This window comes from Tychonema sp. LEGE 06208, assembly GCF_015207505.1.
In the GTDB taxonomy this organism is placed as follows: domain Bacteria; phylum Cyanobacteriota; class Cyanobacteriia; order Cyanobacteriales; family Microcoleaceae; genus Microcoleus.
The window spans coordinates 71,088-90,973 of record NZ_JADEWT010000005.1; the positions used below are offsets into that span (position 1 = coordinate 71,088).

The 19,886-nt window shown below is 44.7% G+C and carries 20 protein-coding genes and 1 pseudogene; 16 read left to right on the top strand and 5 right to left on the bottom strand.

Going from position 1 to position 19,886, the window contains the following annotated elements; genetic code table 11:
* Positions 1 to 665: 665 nt before the first annotated feature.
* Positions 666 to 1,232 carry a hypothetical protein gene (locus tag IQ263_RS02515; RefSeq protein WP_194066023.1) on the bottom strand — a complete coding sequence of 189 codons (567 nt, stop codon included), beginning with the start codon at positions 1,230 to 1,232 and terminating at the stop codon, positions 666 to 668.
* A 122-nt stretch (positions 1,233 to 1,354) separates the two neighbouring features.
* On the opposite strand from IQ263_RS02515, the gene IQ263_RS02520 reads away from it, so the two are divergent.
* From IQ263_RS02520 to IQ263_RS02530, 3 genes are all read left to right on the top strand, one after another.
* Positions 1,355 to 2,368, top strand: coding sequence for a hypothetical protein (locus IQ263_RS02520; RefSeq protein ID WP_194066024.1), 1,014 nt, complete (start codon positions 1,355 to 1,357; stop codon positions 2,366 to 2,368).
* A 292-nt stretch (positions 2,369 to 2,660) separates the two neighbouring features.
* Positions 2,661 to 3,770, top strand: coding sequence for a glycosyl transferase (locus tag IQ263_RS02525; RefSeq protein WP_194066025.1), 1,110 nt, complete (start codon positions 2,661 to 2,663; stop codon positions 3,768 to 3,770).
* Between the two features lie 162 nt (positions 3,771 to 3,932).
* Positions 3,933 to 4,370: a secondary thiamine-phosphate synthase enzyme YjbQ gene (locus IQ263_RS02530; protein WP_194066026.1), complete on the top strand. Its 438-nt coding sequence runs from the start codon at positions 3,933 to 3,935 to the stop codon at positions 4,368 to 4,370.
* Here IQ263_RS02530 and IQ263_RS02535 read toward each other — a convergent pair.
* Entirely contained in the window at positions 4,336 to 4,851 is a 516-nt protein-coding gene (locus IQ263_RS02535) for a heme-binding protein (RefSeq protein ID WP_194066027.1), read from the bottom strand. The two genes, IQ263_RS02530 and IQ263_RS02535, sit on opposite strands and share 35 nt — an antisense overlap.
* Positions 4,852 to 5,307: 456 nt before the next feature.
* Here IQ263_RS02535 and IQ263_RS02540 point away from each other — a divergent pair, with 456 nt between their 5' ends.
* Both IQ263_RS02540 and IQ263_RS02545 read left to right on the top strand, forming a co-directional pair.
* Positions 5,308 to 6,513: an EAL domain-containing response regulator gene (locus IQ263_RS02540; protein ID WP_194066028.1), complete on the top strand. Its 1,206-nt coding sequence runs from the start codon at positions 5,308 to 5,310 to the stop codon at positions 6,511 to 6,513.
* A gap of 179 nt (positions 6,514 to 6,692) precedes the next feature.
* Positions 6,693 to 7,433 carry a prohibitin family protein gene (locus tag IQ263_RS02545; RefSeq protein ID WP_333194893.1) on the top strand — a complete coding sequence of 247 codons (741 nt, stop codon included), beginning with the start codon at positions 6,693 to 6,695 and terminating at the stop codon, positions 7,431 to 7,433.
* A gap of 259 nt (positions 7,434 to 7,692) precedes the next feature.
* On the opposite strand, the gene IQ263_RS02550 is transcribed toward IQ263_RS02545, so the two are convergent.
* A complete protein-coding gene (locus IQ263_RS02550; RefSeq protein WP_194066030.1) occupies positions 7,693 to 8,634 on the bottom strand; it encodes a LysR substrate-binding domain-containing protein in 942 nt (313 codons plus the stop codon).
* Between the two features lie 384 nt (positions 8,635 to 9,018).
* Here IQ263_RS02550 and IQ263_RS02555 point away from each other — a divergent pair, with 384 nt between their 5' ends.
* From IQ263_RS02555 to IQ263_RS02595, 9 genes are all read left to right on the top strand, one after another.
* A complete protein-coding gene (locus IQ263_RS02555; RefSeq protein ID WP_194066031.1) occupies positions 9,019 to 10,524 on the top strand; it encodes an APC family permease in 1,506 nt (501 codons plus the stop codon).
* 90 nt (positions 10,525 to 10,614) lie between these two features.
* Complete coding sequence (locus tag IQ263_RS02560) at positions 10,615 to 11,319, top strand: cadmium resistance transporter (protein ID WP_194066032.1); 705 nt, start codon at positions 10,615 to 10,617, stop codon at positions 11,317 to 11,319.
* 20 nt (positions 11,320 to 11,339) lie between these two features.
* A complete protein-coding gene (locus IQ263_RS02565) occupies positions 11,340 to 11,999 on the top strand; it encodes a cadmium resistance transporter (protein WP_194066033.1) in 660 nt (219 codons plus the stop codon).
* Between the two features lie 540 nt (positions 12,000 to 12,539).
* Positions 12,540 to 13,205: a hypothetical protein gene (locus IQ263_RS02570; RefSeq protein WP_194066034.1), complete on the top strand. Its 666-nt coding sequence runs from the start codon at positions 12,540 to 12,542 to the stop codon at positions 13,203 to 13,205.
* A 145-nt stretch (positions 13,206 to 13,350) separates the two neighbouring features.
* Positions 13,351 to 13,773: a YidH family protein gene (locus IQ263_RS02575; protein WP_194066035.1), complete on the top strand. Its 423-nt coding sequence runs from the start codon at positions 13,351 to 13,353 to the stop codon at positions 13,771 to 13,773.
* A gap of 15 nt (positions 13,774 to 13,788) precedes the next feature.
* Complete coding sequence (locus IQ263_RS02580) at positions 13,789 to 14,235, top strand: YidH family protein (RefSeq protein WP_194066036.1); 447 nt, start codon at positions 13,789 to 13,791, stop codon at positions 14,233 to 14,235.
* A gap of 19 nt (positions 14,236 to 14,254) precedes the next feature.
* Complete coding sequence (locus tag IQ263_RS02585; RefSeq protein ID WP_194066037.1) at positions 14,255 to 14,491, top strand: hypothetical protein; 237 nt, start codon at positions 14,255 to 14,257, stop codon at positions 14,489 to 14,491.
* A gap of 172 nt (positions 14,492 to 14,663) precedes the next feature.
* A complete protein-coding gene (locus IQ263_RS02590; RefSeq protein ID WP_194066038.1) occupies positions 14,664 to 15,167 on the top strand; it encodes a DUF7980 family protein in 504 nt (167 codons plus the stop codon).
* Positions 15,168 to 15,472: 305 nt separating this feature from the next.
* A complete protein-coding gene (locus IQ263_RS02595; RefSeq protein ID WP_194066039.1) occupies positions 15,473 to 16,267 on the top strand; it encodes a TSUP family transporter in 795 nt (264 codons plus the stop codon).
* A 257-nt stretch (positions 16,268 to 16,524) separates the two neighbouring features.
* Here IQ263_RS02595 and cysK read toward each other — a convergent pair whose 3' ends face one another.
* Entirely contained in the window at positions 16,525 to 17,502 is a 978-nt protein-coding gene (cysK, locus tag IQ263_RS02600) for a cysteine synthase A (protein WP_194066040.1), read from the bottom strand.
* Positions 17,503 to 17,520: 18 nt separating this feature from the next.
* Positions 17,521 to 17,967 (bottom strand): RrF2 family transcriptional regulator, encoded by a 447-nt coding sequence (locus IQ263_RS02605; RefSeq protein ID WP_194066041.1) that lies wholly within the window; start codon positions 17,965 to 17,967, stop codon positions 17,521 to 17,523.
* Between the two features lie 101 nt (positions 17,968 to 18,068).
* On the opposite strand from IQ263_RS02605, the gene IQ263_RS02610 reads away from it, so the two are divergent.
* On the top strand, positions 18,069 to 18,305 hold the full coding sequence (locus IQ263_RS02610) for a hypothetical protein (protein WP_194066042.1): 237 nt from the start codon (positions 18,069 to 18,071) through the stop codon (positions 18,303 to 18,305).
* Between the two features lie 364 nt (positions 18,306 to 18,669).
* Positions 18,670 to 19,881, top strand: a pseudogene (locus tag IQ263_RS02615) (RNA-guided endonuclease InsQ/TnpB family protein).
* Positions 19,882 to 19,886 lie beyond the last annotated feature (5 nt).

The following is a 19,886-nucleotide window of genomic DNA, read 5'->3' on the forward strand; positions in this document are numbered from 1 at the left end:
GAACTGTGCCAAGGCAAATTAATCTTATCAATCACCATATCACTCATCTCCTAATCTACTGTGTTGCCGTTCCCCTGTCAAGCATTCTCTTAAAGCGAGCTATCGACAATGTTGCTTGAGGCGATCGGGGAATGCTTTTGTTTCAAATTACATACTTTGAGCAAAAGTATTGCACCCCAAAGCAATTTTATTTTAACAGTTTGACTTGCCCGCTGGCGGTCAAAAACCGTTTTTTTTAACTAAAATCCTTCGTTGCAGCCTGTAGATTTGGTAAAAAGCCCGGTTTCTTTGGGCTTAGTGCGTGCAGGAATCAACAGGTTAAGGGGCTTAGGGGCGATCGCCATTTTCAGAAGGCAGAAGGAAGGAGGCAGGAGGCTTTTATGAACTCACCCTTAAAAGAGGGAGATTGAAACAAGGACATTGTACACCTCGCTGCCAGCATTCTCAGTATAATTATTTATTTTACTGAGCTTTAAACTCACAACTAAAGTTTTAATTAATAGTTTTTACCTCCTGCCTTCTGCCTCCTGCCCTCTACCTTTCTTGTAAAATTAGCTGCATTTTGAAATTGCCATTAATCGCCACTTGCAAAATCTGCGATCGAAACTTAAAACCGTGAAATTTTCTGGTATTTTTTGCCTTTCACCCATGACAATTTCCCGATTTTAAAGCCATTGTGGAAGCAACTGTTTAATAACTTTTACAAGCCCGATCGCAATTTGAATCAGCGGCCAACCCGCAAAACCGATGAACACCGCCCAGCGAGTTTTAATATCCAAACCTTGGCGAACCGCCACAATTACAGATAGCAAGCTCCACACAGCTAATATCCGCTCTATCCCTTCTCCCAGCAAGGGAATTAACGTTAAAAAATTCAGCACTTGGGGGGCGTAAGCAAATCCGATCGGAACCAACAACTCCCCATAACTTACATGACCTGGTTTCAGCCACTGCCCAATTTTAAAGATAGTGAAAGTCCAAAAATAATAACCCCCCACCAGTGCCAAAGCATCTATCCAAAGTGCTAACAATAACACGGATAGCTCAGTTCGATTGATTAACAAAATGACGGCACTGCCAAAAACGCGGGACACCGCTGCTAAAATTACAATCGTTAAAGCTATCCGCTTCGTTCTGGCAGTGTAGGGAGTTTTTTCGTAAAAGTTGCTGTTCAAAGAAAGTGCGTTCCAAAGCGTTCTTCGCAAACCTGCAATTGAATCTTCTCCCCTCACCTTTAACTCCTGCTCCTCAAGATAGTTGACAACTAGGACAAAATAAGCTCTAATACAGCAAAATCACCAAAATATTTCTACATAATTAGGTAATTAACAGGCATTCTACCAGATTTTATTAAATGCTAAGATTGATTTTGCAGATATTTGCGTGGCTGCGTGGAGGAAGTTTAAATTTGTTGCTCATCGCAGCTCTAATCCTGCTAGTTTGGGGGATTCTTTCGCCAGTGGGAACTGTTATATGGTGGCTGGGTCAAAGTGCCGAAACTTTGGGTTTCAAGAAAAATTCGCCGGAGATATTGCCCCCGAACGACAGCAGCCCGCAAGCGCGCAAGTCTTCGCCGAGCAATTGTTATATCATCTTTTTGCCGGGAGTTGGCGATTTTTCGGGGGACGAACTAACACCGGGAGAAGCATTTTTTCTCAAACATTTAGTTGAAAGTCACCCGCAGTGCGTAGCCGTGGGGGATATTTTTCCTTATTCAGCTTCTAACAAAAGTTTAGGCGGACAGCGCTGGCTAGCTCCTTTTTGGCGGTTTGCAGCACAGGCAAAAAGTGGGCCGATTGGGGCGGATATATTCATCAAAATTCGCAATCTTTGGAGGTTTGCCATTTCTCTGGATTATCGCTACGGTTTTGCATACAATCAGGGAATTGCTCATGCAATTATCGAGCGAATGAATGCTCAATCTCCGATTTCAGCTAATCCTCAAAAACCTTTGCAAGTTATTTTAATTGGCACTAGCGGCGGCGCACAAGTTGCTTTGGGTGCTACTCCCTATCTTAAAGAATGGCTGAAAGCAGAAATTACTGTTATTTCAGTTGGGGGCGTGTTTTCGGGAGAAAATGGTTTTGCAGAAGCCGATCGCGTTTTCCATTTGCGCGGCACTCGCGATTCAATTGAGGATATTGGCGGCATAGTTTTTCCGACTCGCTGGTACTGGTTCGCGACTTCCCCGTTCAATCAAGCTCGTTTACAAGGACGCTACGCAGAAGCTGTCAGCGGCCCTCAAAAGCACGACGGCGATGAGGGATATTTTGGGGAAGATCGGGCAAGTAACGGTGAAAAGTATGTAGATATTACGCTGGATAAGATTAATCAATTGCCTGTTTGGTCTGATGGCGCGTCCGATTGATGAGTTTTTACATTTTCAGTGCCTATACAACTATCGGACATCATATCAATCGGTAACATCAGCTACTTAGCATTTAAATTGGATCTAAAGAAATAATAAAATTCTCCTGGGTTCTTGCTCCGCAGCACCGCCCGGAATATACAATTTAAATGCAGAATAGCTTAGTCATTAGTGCTTAATTGTATCATTGTTCGTTGTGCGTCGCTTGAAGCTTGGCCTTTTTGCCTTCGAGTCTCTACCGCAGTTCCCGACGCGCGATGCCCCATTCCCTATTCCCTATTCCCTATTATCAATGTCTCGACCAACATTATATATTGCCATCACCAATCACGGATTTGGTCACGCTGTCCGAGTTTCCTCCGTAGCTGCAAAAATTCAAGAATTAAATCCAGATATTTTACTAATTATCACCACAACCGCACCTCGGTGGCTGCTAGAATGTTACATTACTGGCGACTTTATCCTCCGTCCCCGCGCTTTTGATGTGGGAGTTGTGCAAGCTGATAGTTTGCATATGGACAAAGAGGCCACGCTGGAAAAGTTGCGGGAAATTCGGAAAAACCAAAATTCGATAATTGCGGGCGAAGTTAATTTTATCAAGCAAAATCGGGTGGGTTTGGTGTTGGCAGATATTCCTCCTTTGGCTGCGCGAATGGCGGCATCTGCTGGGGTTCCTTGCTGGATGATGAGCAATTTTGGCTGGGATTTTATCTATCGAGATTGGGGCGGGGAGTTTGTAGAAATGGCTGATTGGATTGGTGAATGTTTCGGAAAGTGCGATCGGCTTTTTCGCCTGCCTTTGCACGAACCGATGCCAGCTTTCCCGAATATTCAAGATGTCGGCTTGACGGGCGGCAATCCTCGCTACAGTAACGATGAAATTCGGGAAGTATTCGGCATTAAATCACCGCTGGAAAAAACTGTATTGCTGACTTTTGGTGGCTTGGGTTTAGAAGCAATTCCTTATCAAAATTTACAGTTATTTAGCGATTGGCAATTTATTACTTTTGATGCGGCGGCTCCCAATTTGCCGAATTTGATTAAAGTCAAAAATTCAGAATTTGCACAATCTTTCCCGATTTTACCGCGTCCGGTGGATCTGATGCCTGTCTGCGGGCGCTTGGTTTCTAAACCGGGATACAGCACTTTTTCGGAAGCTTTGCGCTTAGAAATACCTGTTGTTTCTATTATGAGAGAAGGTTTTGCGGAAGCTCAGGTGTTGTTGGAGTGGCTGAAAAATTATGCGGAACATCAAGTGGTGACGGCGGCGGAGTTTTTTGAGGGGGATTGGGAGTTTTTGCGACAGCCGCTGCATCCGCCGCGTTTGTCGGATAAGTTGGATAAAAATGGTACTGAGGATCTCGCCCAAGCTGTTGTAGACTATTTTAAAGATCGGGATTAGGATGATGCTGATTTACGATCTCAAATCCCAATGGATACATCTTTGATTGATTCCACCGCAGATTAAGGCAGATTAACGCAGATATTTTCCTGAGCCGAAAGCGATTGAATGCAATGCAAGTCTAATTTGGTCTAAAATCTAAAATCTAAAATCTAAAATCGAATGCTTCATCACCAACAAATACTCAGAATTCAAACTACAGGGAAGTCTCTGTGCAACATCACTCCTAAGATAGAAGATGCGGTGGCGAATTCGGGTATTGCAACAGGAATTTGTAGCTTGTTTTTGCGCCATACTTCTGCTAGCTTGGTGATTCAAGAAAATGCTGACCCGGATGTACTTAAGGATTTGGCTAACTTTTTGGCTAAACTTGTACCGGAGGGCGCGAGTTACATTCACGATGCGGAAGGCCCAGACGATATGCCGGCGCACATTCGCACTGCGCTGACTCATACTTCTGAACAAATCCCGATCGCGCGCGGTAGATTATTGTTAGGAACTTGGCAGGGAATTTATCTCTGGGAACACCGCCAGCGCGGTAACATTCGCGAATTGGTCGTTCACGTCAGCGGCGTTGGATCGGAATTTGCACCTCGCTGATTTTAGTGGCTTCGGCCGTCATCGGGGAATTGTAAAAAAAGCGGCGCGGTGGCCCGACTATTTCGTATTCGGGATGTTCTTGAAGCCAATCTTTGAGTTTCTGGAGGTTATTTTCGTAACTTTCCCAAGTGTAAGCCCCCCGCGCGCCGATGCTGACAACTGTCATCGGTGAAGTATCGGTGACTTCCACAGCAGAGTTAACGCTGCTGGGGGCGATATTTGGTGCCGGGTAGAGGAAGGAAACTTCTGCAACCGGAACTGTATCGATTTGCTCGGAAGTTTCCGTGTAGCGTGCTTCTACTGGCGTTGTCATCGCAATTTGATTGTTGCTGATGTGTTCAAACAAGGGATTGAAGGCGATTCCTGTAGCTTGTCGCAAATCGCCTGCGTGGGTGTAGGTGACAGCGCGGTACTGAGGATATTGCTTAACTTCTATGACACCAATCTGTGCCGGCTGAGGGAATCCACTAGGTAATGTCATTTTAGATTTGAGATTTTAGATACTTCGGCTTTGCGATCGTACAAGTTTGAGATTCTAGATTTTACACTAAATAATGAGGCAATACTTACTCTGCAAGGGTTTTCTAGTTGCTTGCAGTTGCGTTTGTTTGGGCAACTGCTATAGGCTGAGATTGTTTGCAGCCGATCGCTCCTGCAGCACAACCAGTTTAGCAGTTATTTAGAGCGATGCTAACTGTCGATCGCCTAGAATTAGTTGAGAGATTTCTTGCTTTACCTCGTAATAATACGGACGGCGCTAAGTAACCAGAGAAACATCAATCTAGTTGTCCTTTAAAAATTAGTGTTTTTCAGGGGCGTCTGCTATTTATGTCGGAAAATATTCGGCTGTGCCGATCGAGCTGTGCATTTTCAGTTATTGCCACGGCGATCGCGCGAAGCCACGCCGTTCAATTATATCGCTTTCAGGGAATGACATATGAAAAAAATTCTAGTGATTGAGGACGATCGAGTAATTCGAGAGAATATTCTCAAACTCCTCAAAGCCGAAGGTTTCGACGTGACGGGTGCAGAAAATGGGGCGCTGGGTTTAAATGCCGCGGTGTCAAGTCTTCCCGACGTGATTCTTTGCGATGTGATGATGCCGGAACTTGACGGGTACGGGGTGCTGGTGGCCTTGCGATCGCACCCTGTTACTGCTACAGTACCTTTTGTTTTCCTGACAGGTAAAGCCGAACGTTCTGAAATGCGGCAAGGTATGGAATTGGGAGCAGATGATTACCTCACAAAACCTTTTACTAAAGCTGAGCTTGTGGGTGCGATATCCAGCCGCTTGAAAAAACAAGCAGCTTTTGCCGAACAGCAGCATAATTTGCGATCGCAAAGCAACCCATTACTCCCAGATGCCTCCGACAAATTAGATCGGATAGAAACAAGTTTGCGTGCAGCCTTGGAACGAGAAGAATTCCAAGTTTACTATCAGCCGCAGGTCAATGTTCAGACTGGAAAAATTATCAGCGCCGAAGCTTTGGTGCGCTGGCTGCATCCCGAAAAAGGGTTGATTTCGCCCGCCGAATTTATTCCTGATGCCGAAGCAACTGGCTTCATCGTACAGTTGGGCGAGTGGGTTTTGCAGACAGCTTGCAGACAAATACAGGTTTGGCAAAATGCTGGTTTTTCCTTGCAGCAGGTAGCGGTGAATCTGTCGCCCGCCCAATTTCACCAACCAGAACTCAGCAGCAGAGTTGCCGAAATTTTAGCAGAAATTGGTTTAGCACCGAGCAGTTTGGAATTAGAGCTGACCGAAAGTTTGATGGTGGAGGATGCCGAAGGTGCGATCGCCACTTTGCAACAATTGAAAGATTTGGGAGTTTCTATCTCTATTGACGATTTCGGCACTGGCTATTCTTCTTTAAGCTATCTGACGCAATACCCCTTTGATGTTTTAAAGATCGATCGCTGTTTCATCAGCAATATCGCCGACGGTTGCACAAATGCAGCGATTGTCAAAGCTATTATTGAAATGGCGCACAGCCTCTGTCTTGAGGTAATTGCCGAAGGAGTTGAAACTGAAGCCGAAAAAGATTTTCTGTGGCGCTACGAGTGCGATGCCATGCAAGGATATTTATTCAGTCCTCCTGTGCCGGCTGCGGATTTTGAAAAGTTGCTGGAGGCAGGCAAATAGAGCAGCGGTGTTGTCAATCTTTGTCCTATAATCAAGTACGATGGGGGTGGAATATGGTTGTCAAATCCAGCAAAAAAGTTAACTCACTCAAATCAAAAAATAAAAAAGATAAGGATAAAAGAGATAAGGATGTTTACTTAGCTATCCAACTAACTATAGTAATAATATTTTTAGCTATTATGTCCAAGTTTTTTGTCATAGTCAACGCTGGAGAACGCGGCGTGATGATGCAGTTTGGTAAAGTGCAAGAACAGGTACTCGGAGAAGGAATTCACGTAATAGTCCCCATAGTTTATACTGTAGAAAAGTTGAGCGTGCGAGTGCAGAAACAGGAAAGTTCCGCTGAAGCTTCTTCAAAAGATTTACAAGATGTTTTCACGGATGTAGCGCTCAACTGGCACATTATCCCAGCCGAAGCCAATGCAATTTTTCAACAAATAGGTGACGAAAAAGCAGTGGTAGATCGCATTATATATCCGGCAGTTGAAGAAGTCTTAAAAGCAGTCATGGCAAAATACACGGCTGAAGAAATTATTACTAAACGGGGAGAAGTTAAAGCCGCAGTAGATAATTTTTTGACCTTGAGACTGGTTACATATCACATTGCCGTTGACGATATTTCTTTAGTACACGTTCACTTTTCTGAGCGGTTTAGCGATGCAGTCGAAGCGAAACAAATTGCCGAACAGGAAGCAAAAAGAGGAGAGTTTTTAGCGCTGAAGGCAGTAAAAGAGGCGGAGGCTAAGGTGAATTTAGCCAAGGGAGAAGCCGAAGTGCAAAGGTTGCTGCGGGACAATTTGACTGCGGAATTGTTGGAAAGACAAGCTATCGAAAAATGGAATGGGAAATTGCCGCTGATAGTTGGTGATGGCAGTAAAAATATATTGGATTTGAGCAAACTATTGAACAGCCGTAATTAAGTGCTGTAAGGACACGGCTTTTGGAGTGTCCATAGGTGTCAATTTAACATCAAATGTAGTACCAGTCTACTGTCTGACGATTAGGCCAAGATCCCCCCTAGCCCCCCGGATAGTCGGGGGGGGACAGGAGTATTCTCAAAGTCCCCCGACTATCCGGGGGATTTAGGGGGATCTAGACTGGGGTAAAAACGAGATTTATCAAGGCTTTCGGCTTAAGTTGACACGAAGAAGGACACCGTGCGGTGTCCCTACGGGGATCTTACCAATTACTAGCAAATTCAGTTAATATCCGTTCAAAGGCTTTACTAATTCCAGTTTGAAAACGTTGCCTGTGCTTCACTTTTAAAACTGGTTTAACTATTTCCACAGTCGGCTGAGAAATTTCTCTAAAATCTACAAGTTGAAGAGATCGCAGTGTCGCCAACTGTAGTTCTTTCTTTACCATTAATTCAGGAATAGCGGCTGCCGCAGCGCCACTTTCTACCACGGCTTTTACCATTTCGCTACTGTTCAAAACTAAAATAGCATTCAAGTCAGTAGGATTTATGCCCCAACTTTGCAAAGATTGTTCAAACATTTGCTGAGTTCCCGAACCTGGTTCTCGCATCACCCAATCAGTTGTCGCAATTTCAGTTAAACTAATTTTGACTCGCTCAAACCAAGGGTGGGATTTGCCAACCACAATCAGCAAGCGCTCGCTACCTACAATTTCTTGTTCTAGAGTAATCCCAAGCGCGGGTTTAATGTCTCCCGTCACCAAACCTAAATCAAAAATTCCTGTCGCCGTCCCCATGCAAATCTCATCTGCATTGGCGAGGGTACAATTTACAGTTATACCGGGGTACTTTTGTTTAAAATAGCAAAGTTTTTCTGGCAACCAGTAGTTGCCAATTGTCAAACTGGATCCCAAATTAAAATCTCCTCGCTGCAAGTCGTTTAATTCTCGCAATCCTCTCTCAGTCAAAGCAACTTGGTCGAGAATTTTCTGCGTTTCGATTTGCAGCAACTTCCCAGCTTCTGTGATTTCGATGCGGCGACCGATGCGGTGAAAAAATTTTACTCCGTACTGCTCCTCTAAGTTTTGAATTGCGGCGCTGACAGCGGGTTGGGTAATGTAAAGTTCCTCCGCAGCCCGGCTGAAGTGCAGGTGTTCCGCTACAGCTAGAAAAACTCGCAGTTGGTCTAGCGTCATTCCGGCCATTCTTCCTTCCCTCTTTAGTAAATACAGTTATTTTTTGAGACTAAAATCTATTGCCGCTAAACTTTGACCAGAACTTGTCGATCGACTCTATTGTACAGGTTGGAATTCCCAAAAAATAACGGTTGTCAGCAGTTAATTGAATATTCCTTTTAACCTCAAGGGTTTGAGCTGTTGGCGGCCGATCGCTCCCGTACCGCCAACAGTTCTTTTTCCGGGCCACTGCATCACTTGCACTTATTAATTCAATAAAAAACAACATTTGATTCTACCCGAAAAGGGGATTACGCTTCTAATTAAGCTTCGAGAGCAGGGCCCGACTCTGAAGCATAACCGACAAATTTAAGCCGATCGCCAAAAGTCGATCGACAAAAAGAGAGAAGATAAATGACCAAGAAAACGCAAAAAAATCAGAGTGCCCACGGCTTAAAGCCGGACTGCCTCTCCTTCGGTGAGGTTTTAGCTCAATCCTTTGCCGTCATTGCACCTACAACTATACCAGCATCTAATATAGGCTTAATTGTCGCCCTTTCGGGTAACGGGGCTTGGCTGAGTTTTCTCATCGGCTTGATCGGCCTAGTATTTGTCAGCATCAATATCAACCAATTTGCGAGTCGATCGGCTTCTGCTGGTTCTCTTTATTCTTACATTGTTAAAGGACTTGGCCCTACTGCCGGCGTAATTTGCGGCTGGAGTTTGGTACTCGCTTATCTATTTACTGCGATGGCCGTTTTGTGTGGTTTTGCCAACTTTACGGGTACTTTCATCGGTCATTTAGGCATCCATCCGTCACCGATTACGCTGTTATCGATCGGGGCCGGGGTTGCTTGGTATGCAGGTTACAAAGATATCCAACTCTCTGCTATGGCGATGCTGTGGCTGGAGGGAGTTTCCATTTTAATGATTTCAGTTTTAGGAATTATCATCTGGGCGCACAAAGGTTTTGCTTTGGATATGTCCCAATTAACTTTGCAAGGCGTAACTCCGGGGAACATAGCGACGGGACTTGTATTAGTAATGTTTGCTTTCTCTGGTTTTGAAAGTGCTACATCTCTGGGCGACGAAGCGAAAAAACCTCTAAAAAATATCCCCAGAGCTGTCATGGGCAGTGCTGTCATGGCAGGGTTATTCTTCATTTTAATGACCTACATTGAGATTTTGGGTTTTAGCGGGACTGGAGTTTCAATCACTAATACTGAAGAACCTCTAACTTTTCTGGCGCAACAAGTGGGCATGGGTTGGCTGGGACAATTAGTGGCTTTCGGCGCTTTATTTAGCTTTTTTGCTTGCGTCCTCGGCAGCATCAATCCAGCGGCGAGAGTGTTTTATATGATGGCGCGCCACGGTTTGTTTCACTCTTCATTAGGTGTAGCGCATTCATCTAATAAAACTCCCCATGTTGCAGTAACGATGTGTACATTTCTGACATTTCTTGTGCCTGCTGTGATGTCTATGTTTCACATCAAACTGTTCGATTGCATGGGTTATTTGGGGGCAATTTGCAGCTACGGATTTTTAACGGTGTACATCTTGATTTCGATCGCGGCTCCAGTTTACCTGCACAAAATTCGTAAATTGCGCCTGCAGGATGTGGTGTGCTCGGTTGTGGCGATCGCATTTATGATGATTCCAATTGCCGGCAGCGTGGGCATTCCCGGTAGCACTATGTTCCCAGTTCCAGAAGCTCCTTACGATGCGTTTCCTTACTTGTTCTTCATGTATTTGGTTGCTACTTGCGGATGGTTTATCTTGCAGCGACTGCGCTCTCCTGAACTTGTGGGTTCGATGGAGCAAGGTATTGACGCAATTCATTCCAAGTTCGACGAAGAAAATCCAATTTACGGCGGTGTTCGATTGAATGCAGTATCGATCGACAATCAGGGCTTTGATTAGTTTATTTTCCCAAGGTAGAAGGCCTCTGAAGCCTAGAGATGTATAAGTCAGAAGTAAACACAAAGTACATAAATTGAGGAAAGAATAGAAATGAACGAATTAATGATAGCAATTTCCACTGGTGTGACGGCTTTTACGGCTACGAACCTTGACGATATTCTGATCCTGCTGCTGTTTTTCTCGCAGGTGAATGCAGCATTCCTGCGGCGACACATTGTTGCGGGTCAGTATCTAGGCTTTACAGCACTGGTTTTTGTTAGCCTTCCGGGTTTTTTTGGCAGCTTAATCTTTCCACCAGACTGGATTGGAATGCTGGGTTTGCTGCCAATTGCGATCGGGCTTAGCCGCTTGCTGAATCCAGAAACTGACGATTCGGAAGTTGAGTCAGAATTAGAGCAATCTGATAACTCTTTTTTGAGAAGTTTTCTGTCTCCTCAAACTTACAGCGTAGCAGCGGTAACGGTAGCAAATGGAGGTGACAATATCGGGATATATATGCCGCTGTTTGCTAGCAATACTTTAGAAAGTCTAGCGGTGATTCTCGGCGTATTCTTCTCGCTGGTGGGCGTTTGGTGCTATGCTGCTTATCGGTTAATTCAGATGAAGGCGATCGCAGATACTCTGACTCGCTACGGAAATCAGCTTGTGCCTTTTGTCTTGATCGGATTGGGCATGGCGATTCTGGTGAAAAGCGGCACTCTGGCTAGTCCAACTTTAAGTATAATATCTTTAGTTGGTTGCGGCTTTTGTCTGATAACTATGACCAGAAGTAACGCCAGCGAACCCGAAGTTTAGAAAAGTTTAAGGGACAGCACATGAGTTGGATTGCAGCAGCGATTATTGCCGGAATTACATCTTTTGCCGCAACCAATATCGACGATATGGTGATTTCGATGCTGTTCTTCGCCCAGGTAAATGATACTTTCCGCCCCCGGCATATCTTTGTTGGTAAGTACCTCGGATTTGCAGCACTCATCGCTGCTAGTTTGCCCGGTTTTTTTGGCGGCTTAATTGTGCCGAAAGCTTGGATTGGCTTGCTGGGTTTGGTTCCGATCGCGATCGGCATCACTCACTTAGTCAAGAGAGAAAATCAGGAAAATGATATACAAGCGGTATCGGGTGAATTTAACCGCAAATCTAATTCACCTGTGTCAAAACTAGCAACTCTTTTCAACCCCCAAACTTTGAATGTGGCTGCTGTTACTGTCGCCAACGGGGGAGACAACATCGGCATTTATTTGCCGCTGTTTGCTAGCAGCGATTTGCCGAGCTTGGTGGTGATTTTGGCGGTTTTCTCGGTGATGGTAGGTGTTTGGTCTTATGCCGCTTACCGGTTAACTCGCCACAGGGCGATCGCCCCTATTTTGACTCGCTATACCAAGGCTGCTGTCCCTTTTGTATTGATTGGCTTGGGAATATTCATCCTGATTGAAAGCGGTAGTTATCGGCTGCTCCCGCCATTTCAATCTAACTAAGAATTAGCCTCGGTTCCGCTACTTACATCCCTCTCTAGGTAGATAATTTTTCCGATGTTCATAATTTACAACTCATCATTTTTACCTTACCAATTGTTTTCTTAAAATGGTGTCTAAATCACTTGCCATATATCACCAAATATGCTAAGTTAATAATGAACTAATTAACCGAGCTAAAAGCAGCTTCAAACTAATTTAGCCTCGAATTTTTACGAAATTTCAAGCCATTTTGTGAGCTAGCAAGTTGCCAGACTTAGGCAAGAATATACCTGTCTTTTCAATAAATTATGTAGTGGTGAATCCAACTCAGCTAAAAACTTGAGGAGGAATCCTTAAAATATCGCCCGAACACTTTGCCACTACCCCACGCCGATAGACTTTGACAATAGGTCTAATCCTAAAAAACCAGATTTTTCGATTCTGCCAAATTTGGTTTCTCAGGCTCACCAGTTAAAGAGAGTTCGTTTTTGCCTAAGTCTTAAGATAGCAAGCAAACAGAAAGTTGAAAAAAACCTGACAATCTAGAAAAGGACAAAAATTGTGAAAATCTTCAAATTTGTTTTAGTGCTCTTGGTAATGACCGCCAATTTAGTATTCGTTTCCCCCTCCTGGGCGGGCGCTCCAAAAACGCCGAAATATGCGAGCAATCCCGACTACATAGAGGTGACTCAAGCTCTAAACACTCTCAGGACAGCGAAAGATGCACCCGATACCGCCCAGACTTATACCCCTGAGCAACTTCAGCAAAAAATCGCTCAATTGGAGTTTCAAAAATACACTTTAGAAACGGGAAAACCTTGGGGTCAGTGCCGCAACGAGACAGGAAAAACCCTGGCTGTCTACGGCCCGAAAGGCAAAAAAGCCGCTTCTTCTACTTACGATAATGCCCTTTATTTTCTAGCTGACGGCCAAACAACTGAACATAAATGGGATTGCGATGGAATTTATCTACCCAGCGATATCAAAGCAACCGATTTAAGAACTACAGATCAACCTTCAGAAGCATTGACCGGCGGTGTAGCTATTAAGATAGTTGACGGAACTCAATTTGTAGCGACAGCTAATCCCGATACGGCGGCTGTAGAATTCAACGTTCCTACTGCTAAAGTTTTCAAGTCTGGGGATGCGAATTGGTTTGTTCCTGACGTGACTCAGGCTTACATAGATACGCAGGTTCCCAACGCACCTACTGAGGAAAATGATTAGTTTTGGTGAAGTTGTAGTGCGATCAGTTGTTTAAAGCCTGTTGGAATGCAAGAACCCGCCGGGTATCTATCCCGGCGGATAATCCTCCCAGGTAAAATATATCAGTTGGCGTTCATATTTGGAGTTAATATTAAAAGGTTAATCTATGCTATTAAATTGGAAATCTACGAAATTAAATACAGAAAAGATTAGGCGACCAAATCCGTCGCGGGTGCGGGATCACTTGGCAAACGAGCGTACTTATTTAGCCTGGATGCGGACAGCAATATCGCTGATGGGTTTTGGCGTAGTTATTGTGCGTATTCGCGCCTTCCATGCCCCTCTGCTGCCAACTCCCGGCAATGGTTGGAAGTTGGGTTTGCTCTTTTCAGCAGTGGGTTTGCTGACGGTGTTATTCTCAACTAAGCACTACTTCGGTGTCCGCCACGATATCGATTACGATAGTTATGAACCTACGGATCGCTGGGTAATTCTTTTCAGCTTAGCGATCGCCATCCTAGGGACTGGGGTAATTTATTATATGTTCACCGTTCCTTCTAGCTTAGAAGGTTTGATGGCACCTGAATAATGGTGGTCGTTTAAGATGAATATTAAAGAGTTCGATCGCGTGCAATTATCGTTCCAACCGATGCAAGTAGATGATGAGAAACCAAAGCAGCCCAATCTGTCGCGGGCGATCGACCGATCGGCAAACGAACGCACCTTCTTAGCATGGATGCGGGTAGCGATCGCACTCATGGGTTTTGGCGTCGTCATCGTCCGACTTCGCGTCGTCCAACTCCCCGTACAGTACCGTCACGCGATGGGGTGGAAGTTGGGTTTAATCTTCTCTCTAGTAGGTTTGACGACAGTCTTCATCTCAACTGTGCACTACTTCACCGTTCGCCACCAAATTGACCACGATACCTACGAGCCACCAGACGGCATGGTTTTATTTTTCAGTTTCGCTGTGGGCTTATTGGGAATTGGAGTAATTTATTCGATTTTGGCAACCGCCCTGATCCCAAGTAGTTTTGTAATACCCGATTGATTGTCAACAGGAGTTAACCATGAACAGCGATACAGTTGCCGCGATCGCTTCCATTCTCATCTTAGCTGCTGCTATCTGGGCAGCATTCCTAGTGCTGGAGACTGTCGCGAAAATAGTCCCTAAATTGCTCGGCGTGACAGTCGCGATCGGGCTTTTGCTGGTTTACCTGCAATTTTACTGGGGGATCGATACCGCATATCTTTTGCAAACTGTCAAGCATTTGCCAGAAGCTTTCAATTTCTCGATCGCAGCCTAAACACACACCAGCCAGTATTCTCAACAACCTCTCCCGGATAGATATTTTTGTACCGGAAACAAAGTAGATTTAGGCGATCGGCAATAAACTACGGCAACTCGATTGACTTACTAGACATAACTCAGTTTGGCTGCTAAACTACGGTAAGTCGATCGAGTTATGAGATATTAACGTGGAAAACCCTAAAAAAGTCAGTCAAGAGTACCAGCTTGCAGGACAACTGACCCAACAGTTGCCAGCAGCTAAGGGCTTTCAGGAAGTCTGGTTGAAAAAAATCAGAGGCGGGTTACTTCTGGGAATTGGATATTTGCTATCACCGCTGTGTTGGTGGAACGACATATTTTTCAATCTGCCAATTGCCTACACCTTTGGGTATATCTGTAGTGGGCTTTCCCCAGATTTACTGTTTCCTTGCACAATTGTCGGCTACTGGCTTTCCAATATTGCTGGAATTCTGTTAATGCAATTCGGGGCTGTAGATGTTTTTGCAGACAAACCCAAGGAAAAAAACCTCAAAAAAGAGTTATTGACGGGTTTAGTTTCCTCAACCGCCTTCACTATTGTCGTTGTGGTATTGATTCATTTTAATGTTCTCGATACTCCCGATTTTTTTTCCAGCCAGCAGTCGGTTAAACTCAGCTCTGTTTTACCTGTGACGCTCGTAAATTCAAGGTAGAAAGCAGAATCTAAACCATCAATTAATCGAGAATTTTAAATCAGTTACACAGGTAAATTTAAGATAATCAGGGAGCTTTTACACTACAATTTTTGTGGCTTTATTTATTTGCATTTCCTTAGTCTTGCCAAGGATTCTCTAGCTAACTACGCTGAAATTCTTAAGCATTGAAAAGCAAAGATTATAGTGGCAAATATTGAAATGCGAGCTATCTTTTGCCTGTGTTGCTGTGTTGCATTAGCCACCCAGATTATTTATCTATTTGTTGTTGGCAGCGCTTAAATACATAGTTTTTGGGCATAACCGTGAACTACTTATTACTATCGTTTCTCAGTTTTTTCGTGGGGATTATCGTTGGTTTGACCGGAGTTGGCGGAGCGTCGCTAATCACCCCAATGTTAATTTTTGTCTTCCAAGTTCCCGCATCAATTGCTATTAGCTCTGATGTCGTAGCTGCCACATTAATGAAAGTTGTTGGTGGCTTCAAACACTGGCAGCAAAAAACCCTCGACTTGCAAGTAGTTAAGTGGCTGGCTTTGGGGAGCGTACCCGGTTCGCTGGCGGGCGTGGGAATTTTACACTACATCAAATCCAGCGAAAATCAGAACTTAGATGGCATATTGCTGCGCTTTCTCGGAGTAGCGATCGCCCTAATTGTCGCTTTATCGCTGACCCAATTACTGCTCAAGATATTTGTCCCGAATTTGAAATTACCACAGCCGCCAGAGTGGGATTTAAATACTAATTCTGGTCGTATTTGTACTGTGAGTGCGGCAGCAATTTTAGGATGTCTAGTGGGAATCACTAGCGTGTCTTCGGGTGCTATGTTTGCACTGTTGCTGATTGCTTTTTTCCGCCTGGATTCTTCAAAATTGGTGGGTACGGATATTTCGCAGGCGGCAATTTTGTTGATGTTTACTTCTCTGGGACACCTCAGCCTCGGAACAGTAAACTGGAGTTTAGTTTTGCCAATTTGGTTGGGTTCGGTGCCGGGAGTTTTAGTAGGTGCTAAATTCTGCCAAATTATGCCTCAACGCCCGCTTAAGTTGGCGATTTACGGAATGTTGGCGATGGCGAGTTGGAAGTTGTACCAAGTGTGAAAAATCAATCAATTTTGGATTTTATCTCAAATCCGGTAGCATCGGAGTTATATCAATTCCGGTTGCACTCATACATGATGTTAACAGTTAACAGTTAACAGTGAATTTACTATTCCGATGCTAACAGATTTGATCTTAATGTTACCCACAATCAGGACACGGCAGTGCCGTGTCCCTACAATTAATCTGGGTAGGGACACGGCACTGCCGTGTCCTCCTCGATCGAGATGGTTTTACGTTGAATTAGGTTGATTTACTTAATAGCTAATTAATGCTTCAAGTTGGCTGACGGTCGGAATTTCTAAGTCTTTGAACAAGACTGTACTGAGATAGCGTTCGCCATAGGAAGGCTGCACAAAAACTATCAATTTTCCAGCATTTTCGGGACGCTTCCCGACTTGAATTGCGGCAAACAAAGCCGCACCTGCTGAGATGCCTGACAACAATCCTTCTTCTCTGGCTAGCCGCCGACTGTAGGCGATCGCATCTTCGTCGCTAACTGCAATTACTTCATCAATTAACTCTGGTTTCAACACTTCCGGGATGAATCCTGCGCCAATCCCTTGAATTTTGTGAGCACCAGATTTGCCTCCAGAGAGCACCGGGCTGCTGGCGGGTTCAACTGCGATCGCCCTAAAACTCGGTTTCCGCTGTTTAATTACCTCAGCAACTCCAGTCATCGTACCGCCGGTGCCAACTCCAGCCACAAAAAAATCTACTTTACCGTCTGTATCTTCCCAAATTTCCTCGGCCGTGGTTTCCCGGTGAATTTTCGGATTAGCAGGATTGCGAAACTGTTGCAGCAGGAAAGCATTGGGGGTTTCTTCTGCAATTTCTTCCGCACGGGCGATCGCGCTTAACATCCCTTCATGTCCCGGAGTTAATTCCAACTGAGCTCCGTAAGCTTTTAACATCGATCGGCGCTCTAAACTCATCGTATCCGGCATCGTTAAAATCAGACTGTAGCCTTTCGCCGCCGCAATCATTGCCAAAGCAATTCCAGTATTTCCTGAAGTCGGTTCTACTAAAATAGTTTTCCCCGGTTGAATTAACCCCGCATCTTCTGCCGCATGAATCATGCTCGCCGCAATCCGATCTTTCACCGAAGCAGCCGGATTCATTCCTTCCAATTTTACCACAATTTGAGCAACTACTCCTTCCGCTTGGGGAATTTTATTGAGCTGAACTAAAGGAGTTCTACCAATTATTTCTGTAACATCTCTAGCAATTTTCATGGCTTATTTTCTCTCCAGTTAAATGTAGTACATGGGATTTGCTTGTTTGCGAACATCCCGCTGTTCGCACAAATCTTGTAATGTGTATTTTCCCAACACCGCCCAAGATGCCTGTCTCGCTTCCTGCCAGATTTCTAGCACCGCAGTTTTTTCTATTGTTGCAGATTCCGAAACTTTTTGGAACGGGCCCCGGTCGCCGCCTTCGAGAGTCGAAAACACCTCTAGCAAAGTAATCTGCCAAGGCTCTTTCGCCAGCAAATAACCGCCTTTAGCACCCCGCAGACTCTGGACGATACTCGCACGCCGCAGCACGGCAAGAATTTGGTCTAGATAGCGTTCCGGTATTTCTTGAGAAGCCGTAATTTCGTTCACTGTTAGGGGCGAATCCTTCGGGTGCTGACTCGCCAGTTCCAAGAGCGCTAACAGAGCATATTCTACTCTAGAAGATAGTTCCAGATTCCCCATTGGCGATCGAGTTTAAATTGTAGAATATATTATAGTACATAATTCCGGTAGATGTACAGGTGTTATTATATTTTTATTACAAAAACGGTTGGAGAAATCCCGTGAGCAACGTAAATGTAGGCAATTTAAGCTGTCGGCACTGTCGGTATTACGAGCAGCACGGACACAGGGGCGGAACCTGCCAGATGCTCGGCGTGGCGGTACAGGGTGGGTGGAAAGCTTGTCCGTTTGTGGTTCCGCCCTTTGCACAGTCTTGGGAACACCCAGAAGTGGCTAGATCCCGAAAGTCTCAAATGTTGGAGGAAGCGAGTATTTTACAGGCAATACCCCCGCCTTAAAGTAACTGCTAAGTAGGTAGGCGGATATATGCTTTCTCATCGTTAAGTTTATTCCTACTCACCTACTTAACGGCAGTCAAAAGGTGCGACATACCGCATCTGTTGGCTGTGAGAAGAAAGAAATCAGGAGAAAGAGAAAAGCAAGTGCGATCGTCACCCTTGCTTTTGAACTTATTGAGCATTCGAGGAGAAAATTTAATAAATGCAAATTCTCACAAAACTAGGTTTAAAACCCCGTCCTTTTAGGACGGCTTTCTCTTAATTTAGGGATACGCCCGTACTTTTCTTTGTATATTTTTGTGAATAATTCGGCAATATTAAGCCAGCCCCGCTAGCATAAAGATATCGTGATGAGGTCGAAGTCATGCTAGTTTTTGAGTTCAAAGCATTCGGTAAAAAACAGCAATTTGACGCTGTAGACGAAGCAATTAGAACGGTGCAGTTCATCCGCAACAAAGCATTGCGCTTTTGGATGGAAAACACAAAAGTCGATAAATACGGCTTAAACAAGTACAGCGCTGTTCTAGCTAAAGAATTCCCGTTTTGCGATGACTTAAACAGCATGGCTCGCCAATCTAGCTCAGAAAGAGCGTGGTCGGCGATCTCCCGATTCTATGACAACTGTAAAAAGAAAGTCCCAGGAAAAAAAGGATTTCCGCAATTCCAGAAAGACAACCGCTCGGTCGAATACAAGACTACTGGCTGGCGTCTGGCAGATGACCGGAAATCTATTACTTTTACCGATAAGAAAGGAATCGGGAAACTCAAATTAAAAGGAACGCGCGACTTGCATTTCTACCAACGCAGTCAAATCAAGCGAGTGCGCTCGGGTTAGCGAGCAGACGGATATTACGTCCAGTTCTGCATTCAAGTTGACCGCTCTGAGAAGATTGAAATTACTGGCAACGCCATTGGATTAGACGTGGGACTAAAAGAGTTCTACACAGATTCCAATGGTGTTGCAGTCGAAAATCCGCGATTTCTCCGCAAGTCCGATCGCAGGTTAAAAAAAGCCCAAAGACGAGTTGCCAAACGAGTCAAGGGTTCGCAAAATAGAAAAAAGGCTAGAGTGATTTTAGGAAAGCGCCACCTCAAAATAAGTAGGCAGCGTAAAGATTTTGCCGTGAAATTGGCAAGATGCGTGATCCAGTCTAGCGACTGTGTAGCCTACGAAGATTTGAGGATTAAAAATATGGTGAAGAATCACTGTCTAGCGAAATCGATTAACGACGCATCTTGGTATATGTTCCGAGTGTGGTTGGAATATTTCGGCAAAGTATTCGGAAGAATTACGATTGCCGTGGCAGCCAATGGAACAAGTCAAGAATGCTCTAACTGCGGAACAATTGTTAAGAAAACTCTATCAACGCGAACCCATGCTTGTCGGTGTGGATGCGTATTAGATCGTGATTGGAATGCCGCTAAAAATATTCTAAGTCGGGGATTGAGTACGGTGGGGCACACCGGAACTTGGATTTTAGATCCGAACGCTTGTGGAGAATTGACCGCTACCGATGTTGAAGTAATTCTGCATCGGCAAGTCGATTCTGCGAATCAAGAATCCCCTCGCCTTTAGGCAGG

Bases quoted from the DNA above. Each gene is read 5' to 3' on its own strand.
- IQ263_RS02560 (WP_194066032.1), top strand. From the start codon at position 10,615: ATGAACGAATTAATGATAGCAATTTCCACTGGTGTGACGGCTTTTACG.
- IQ263_RS02545 (WP_333194893.1), top strand. From the start codon at position 6,693: ATGTCCAAGTTTTTTGTCATAGTCAACGCTGGAGAACGCGGCGTGATG.
- IQ263_RS02550 (WP_194066030.1), bottom strand. From the start codon at position 8,634: ATGGCCGGAATGACGCTAGACCAACTGCGAGTTTTTCTAGCTGTAGCG.
- IQ263_RS02565 (WP_194066033.1), top strand. From the start codon at position 11,340: ATGAGTTGGATTGCAGCAGCGATTATTGCCGGAATTACATCTTTTGCC.
- IQ263_RS02520 (WP_194066024.1), top strand. From the start codon at position 1,355: ATGCTAAGATTGATTTTGCAGATATTTGCGTGGCTGCGTGGAGGAAGT.
- IQ263_RS02585 (WP_194066037.1), top strand. From the start codon at position 14,255: ATGAACAGCGATACAGTTGCCGCGATCGCTTCCATTCTCATCTTAGCT.
- IQ263_RS02530 (WP_194066026.1), top strand. From the start codon at position 3,933: ATGCTTCATCACCAACAAATACTCAGAATTCAAACTACAGGGAAGTCT.
- IQ263_RS02525 (WP_194066025.1), top strand. From the start codon at position 2,661: ATGTCTCGACCAACATTATATATTGCCATCACCAATCACGGATTTGGT.
- IQ263_RS02540 (WP_194066028.1), top strand. From the start codon at position 5,308: ATGAAAAAAATTCTAGTGATTGAGGACGATCGAGTAATTCGAGAGAAT.
- IQ263_RS02575 (WP_194066035.1), top strand. From the start codon at position 13,351: ATGCTATTAAATTGGAAATCTACGAAATTAAATACAGAAAAGATTAGG.
- IQ263_RS02535 (WP_194066027.1), bottom strand. From the start codon at position 4,851: ATGACATTACCTAGTGGATTCCCTCAGCCGGCACAGATTGGTGTCATA.
- IQ263_RS02555 (WP_194066031.1), top strand. From the start codon at position 9,019: ATGACCAAGAAAACGCAAAAAAATCAGAGTGCCCACGGCTTAAAGCCG.
- IQ263_RS02605 (WP_194066041.1), bottom strand. From the start codon at position 17,967: ATGGGGAATCTGGAACTATCTTCTAGAGTAGAATATGCTCTGTTAGCG.
- cysK (WP_194066040.1), bottom strand. From the start codon at position 17,502: ATGAAAATTGCTAGAGATGTTACAGAAATAATTGGTAGAACTCCTTTA.
- IQ263_RS02580 (WP_194066036.1), top strand. From the start codon at position 13,789: ATGAATATTAAAGAGTTCGATCGCGTGCAATTATCGTTCCAACCGATG.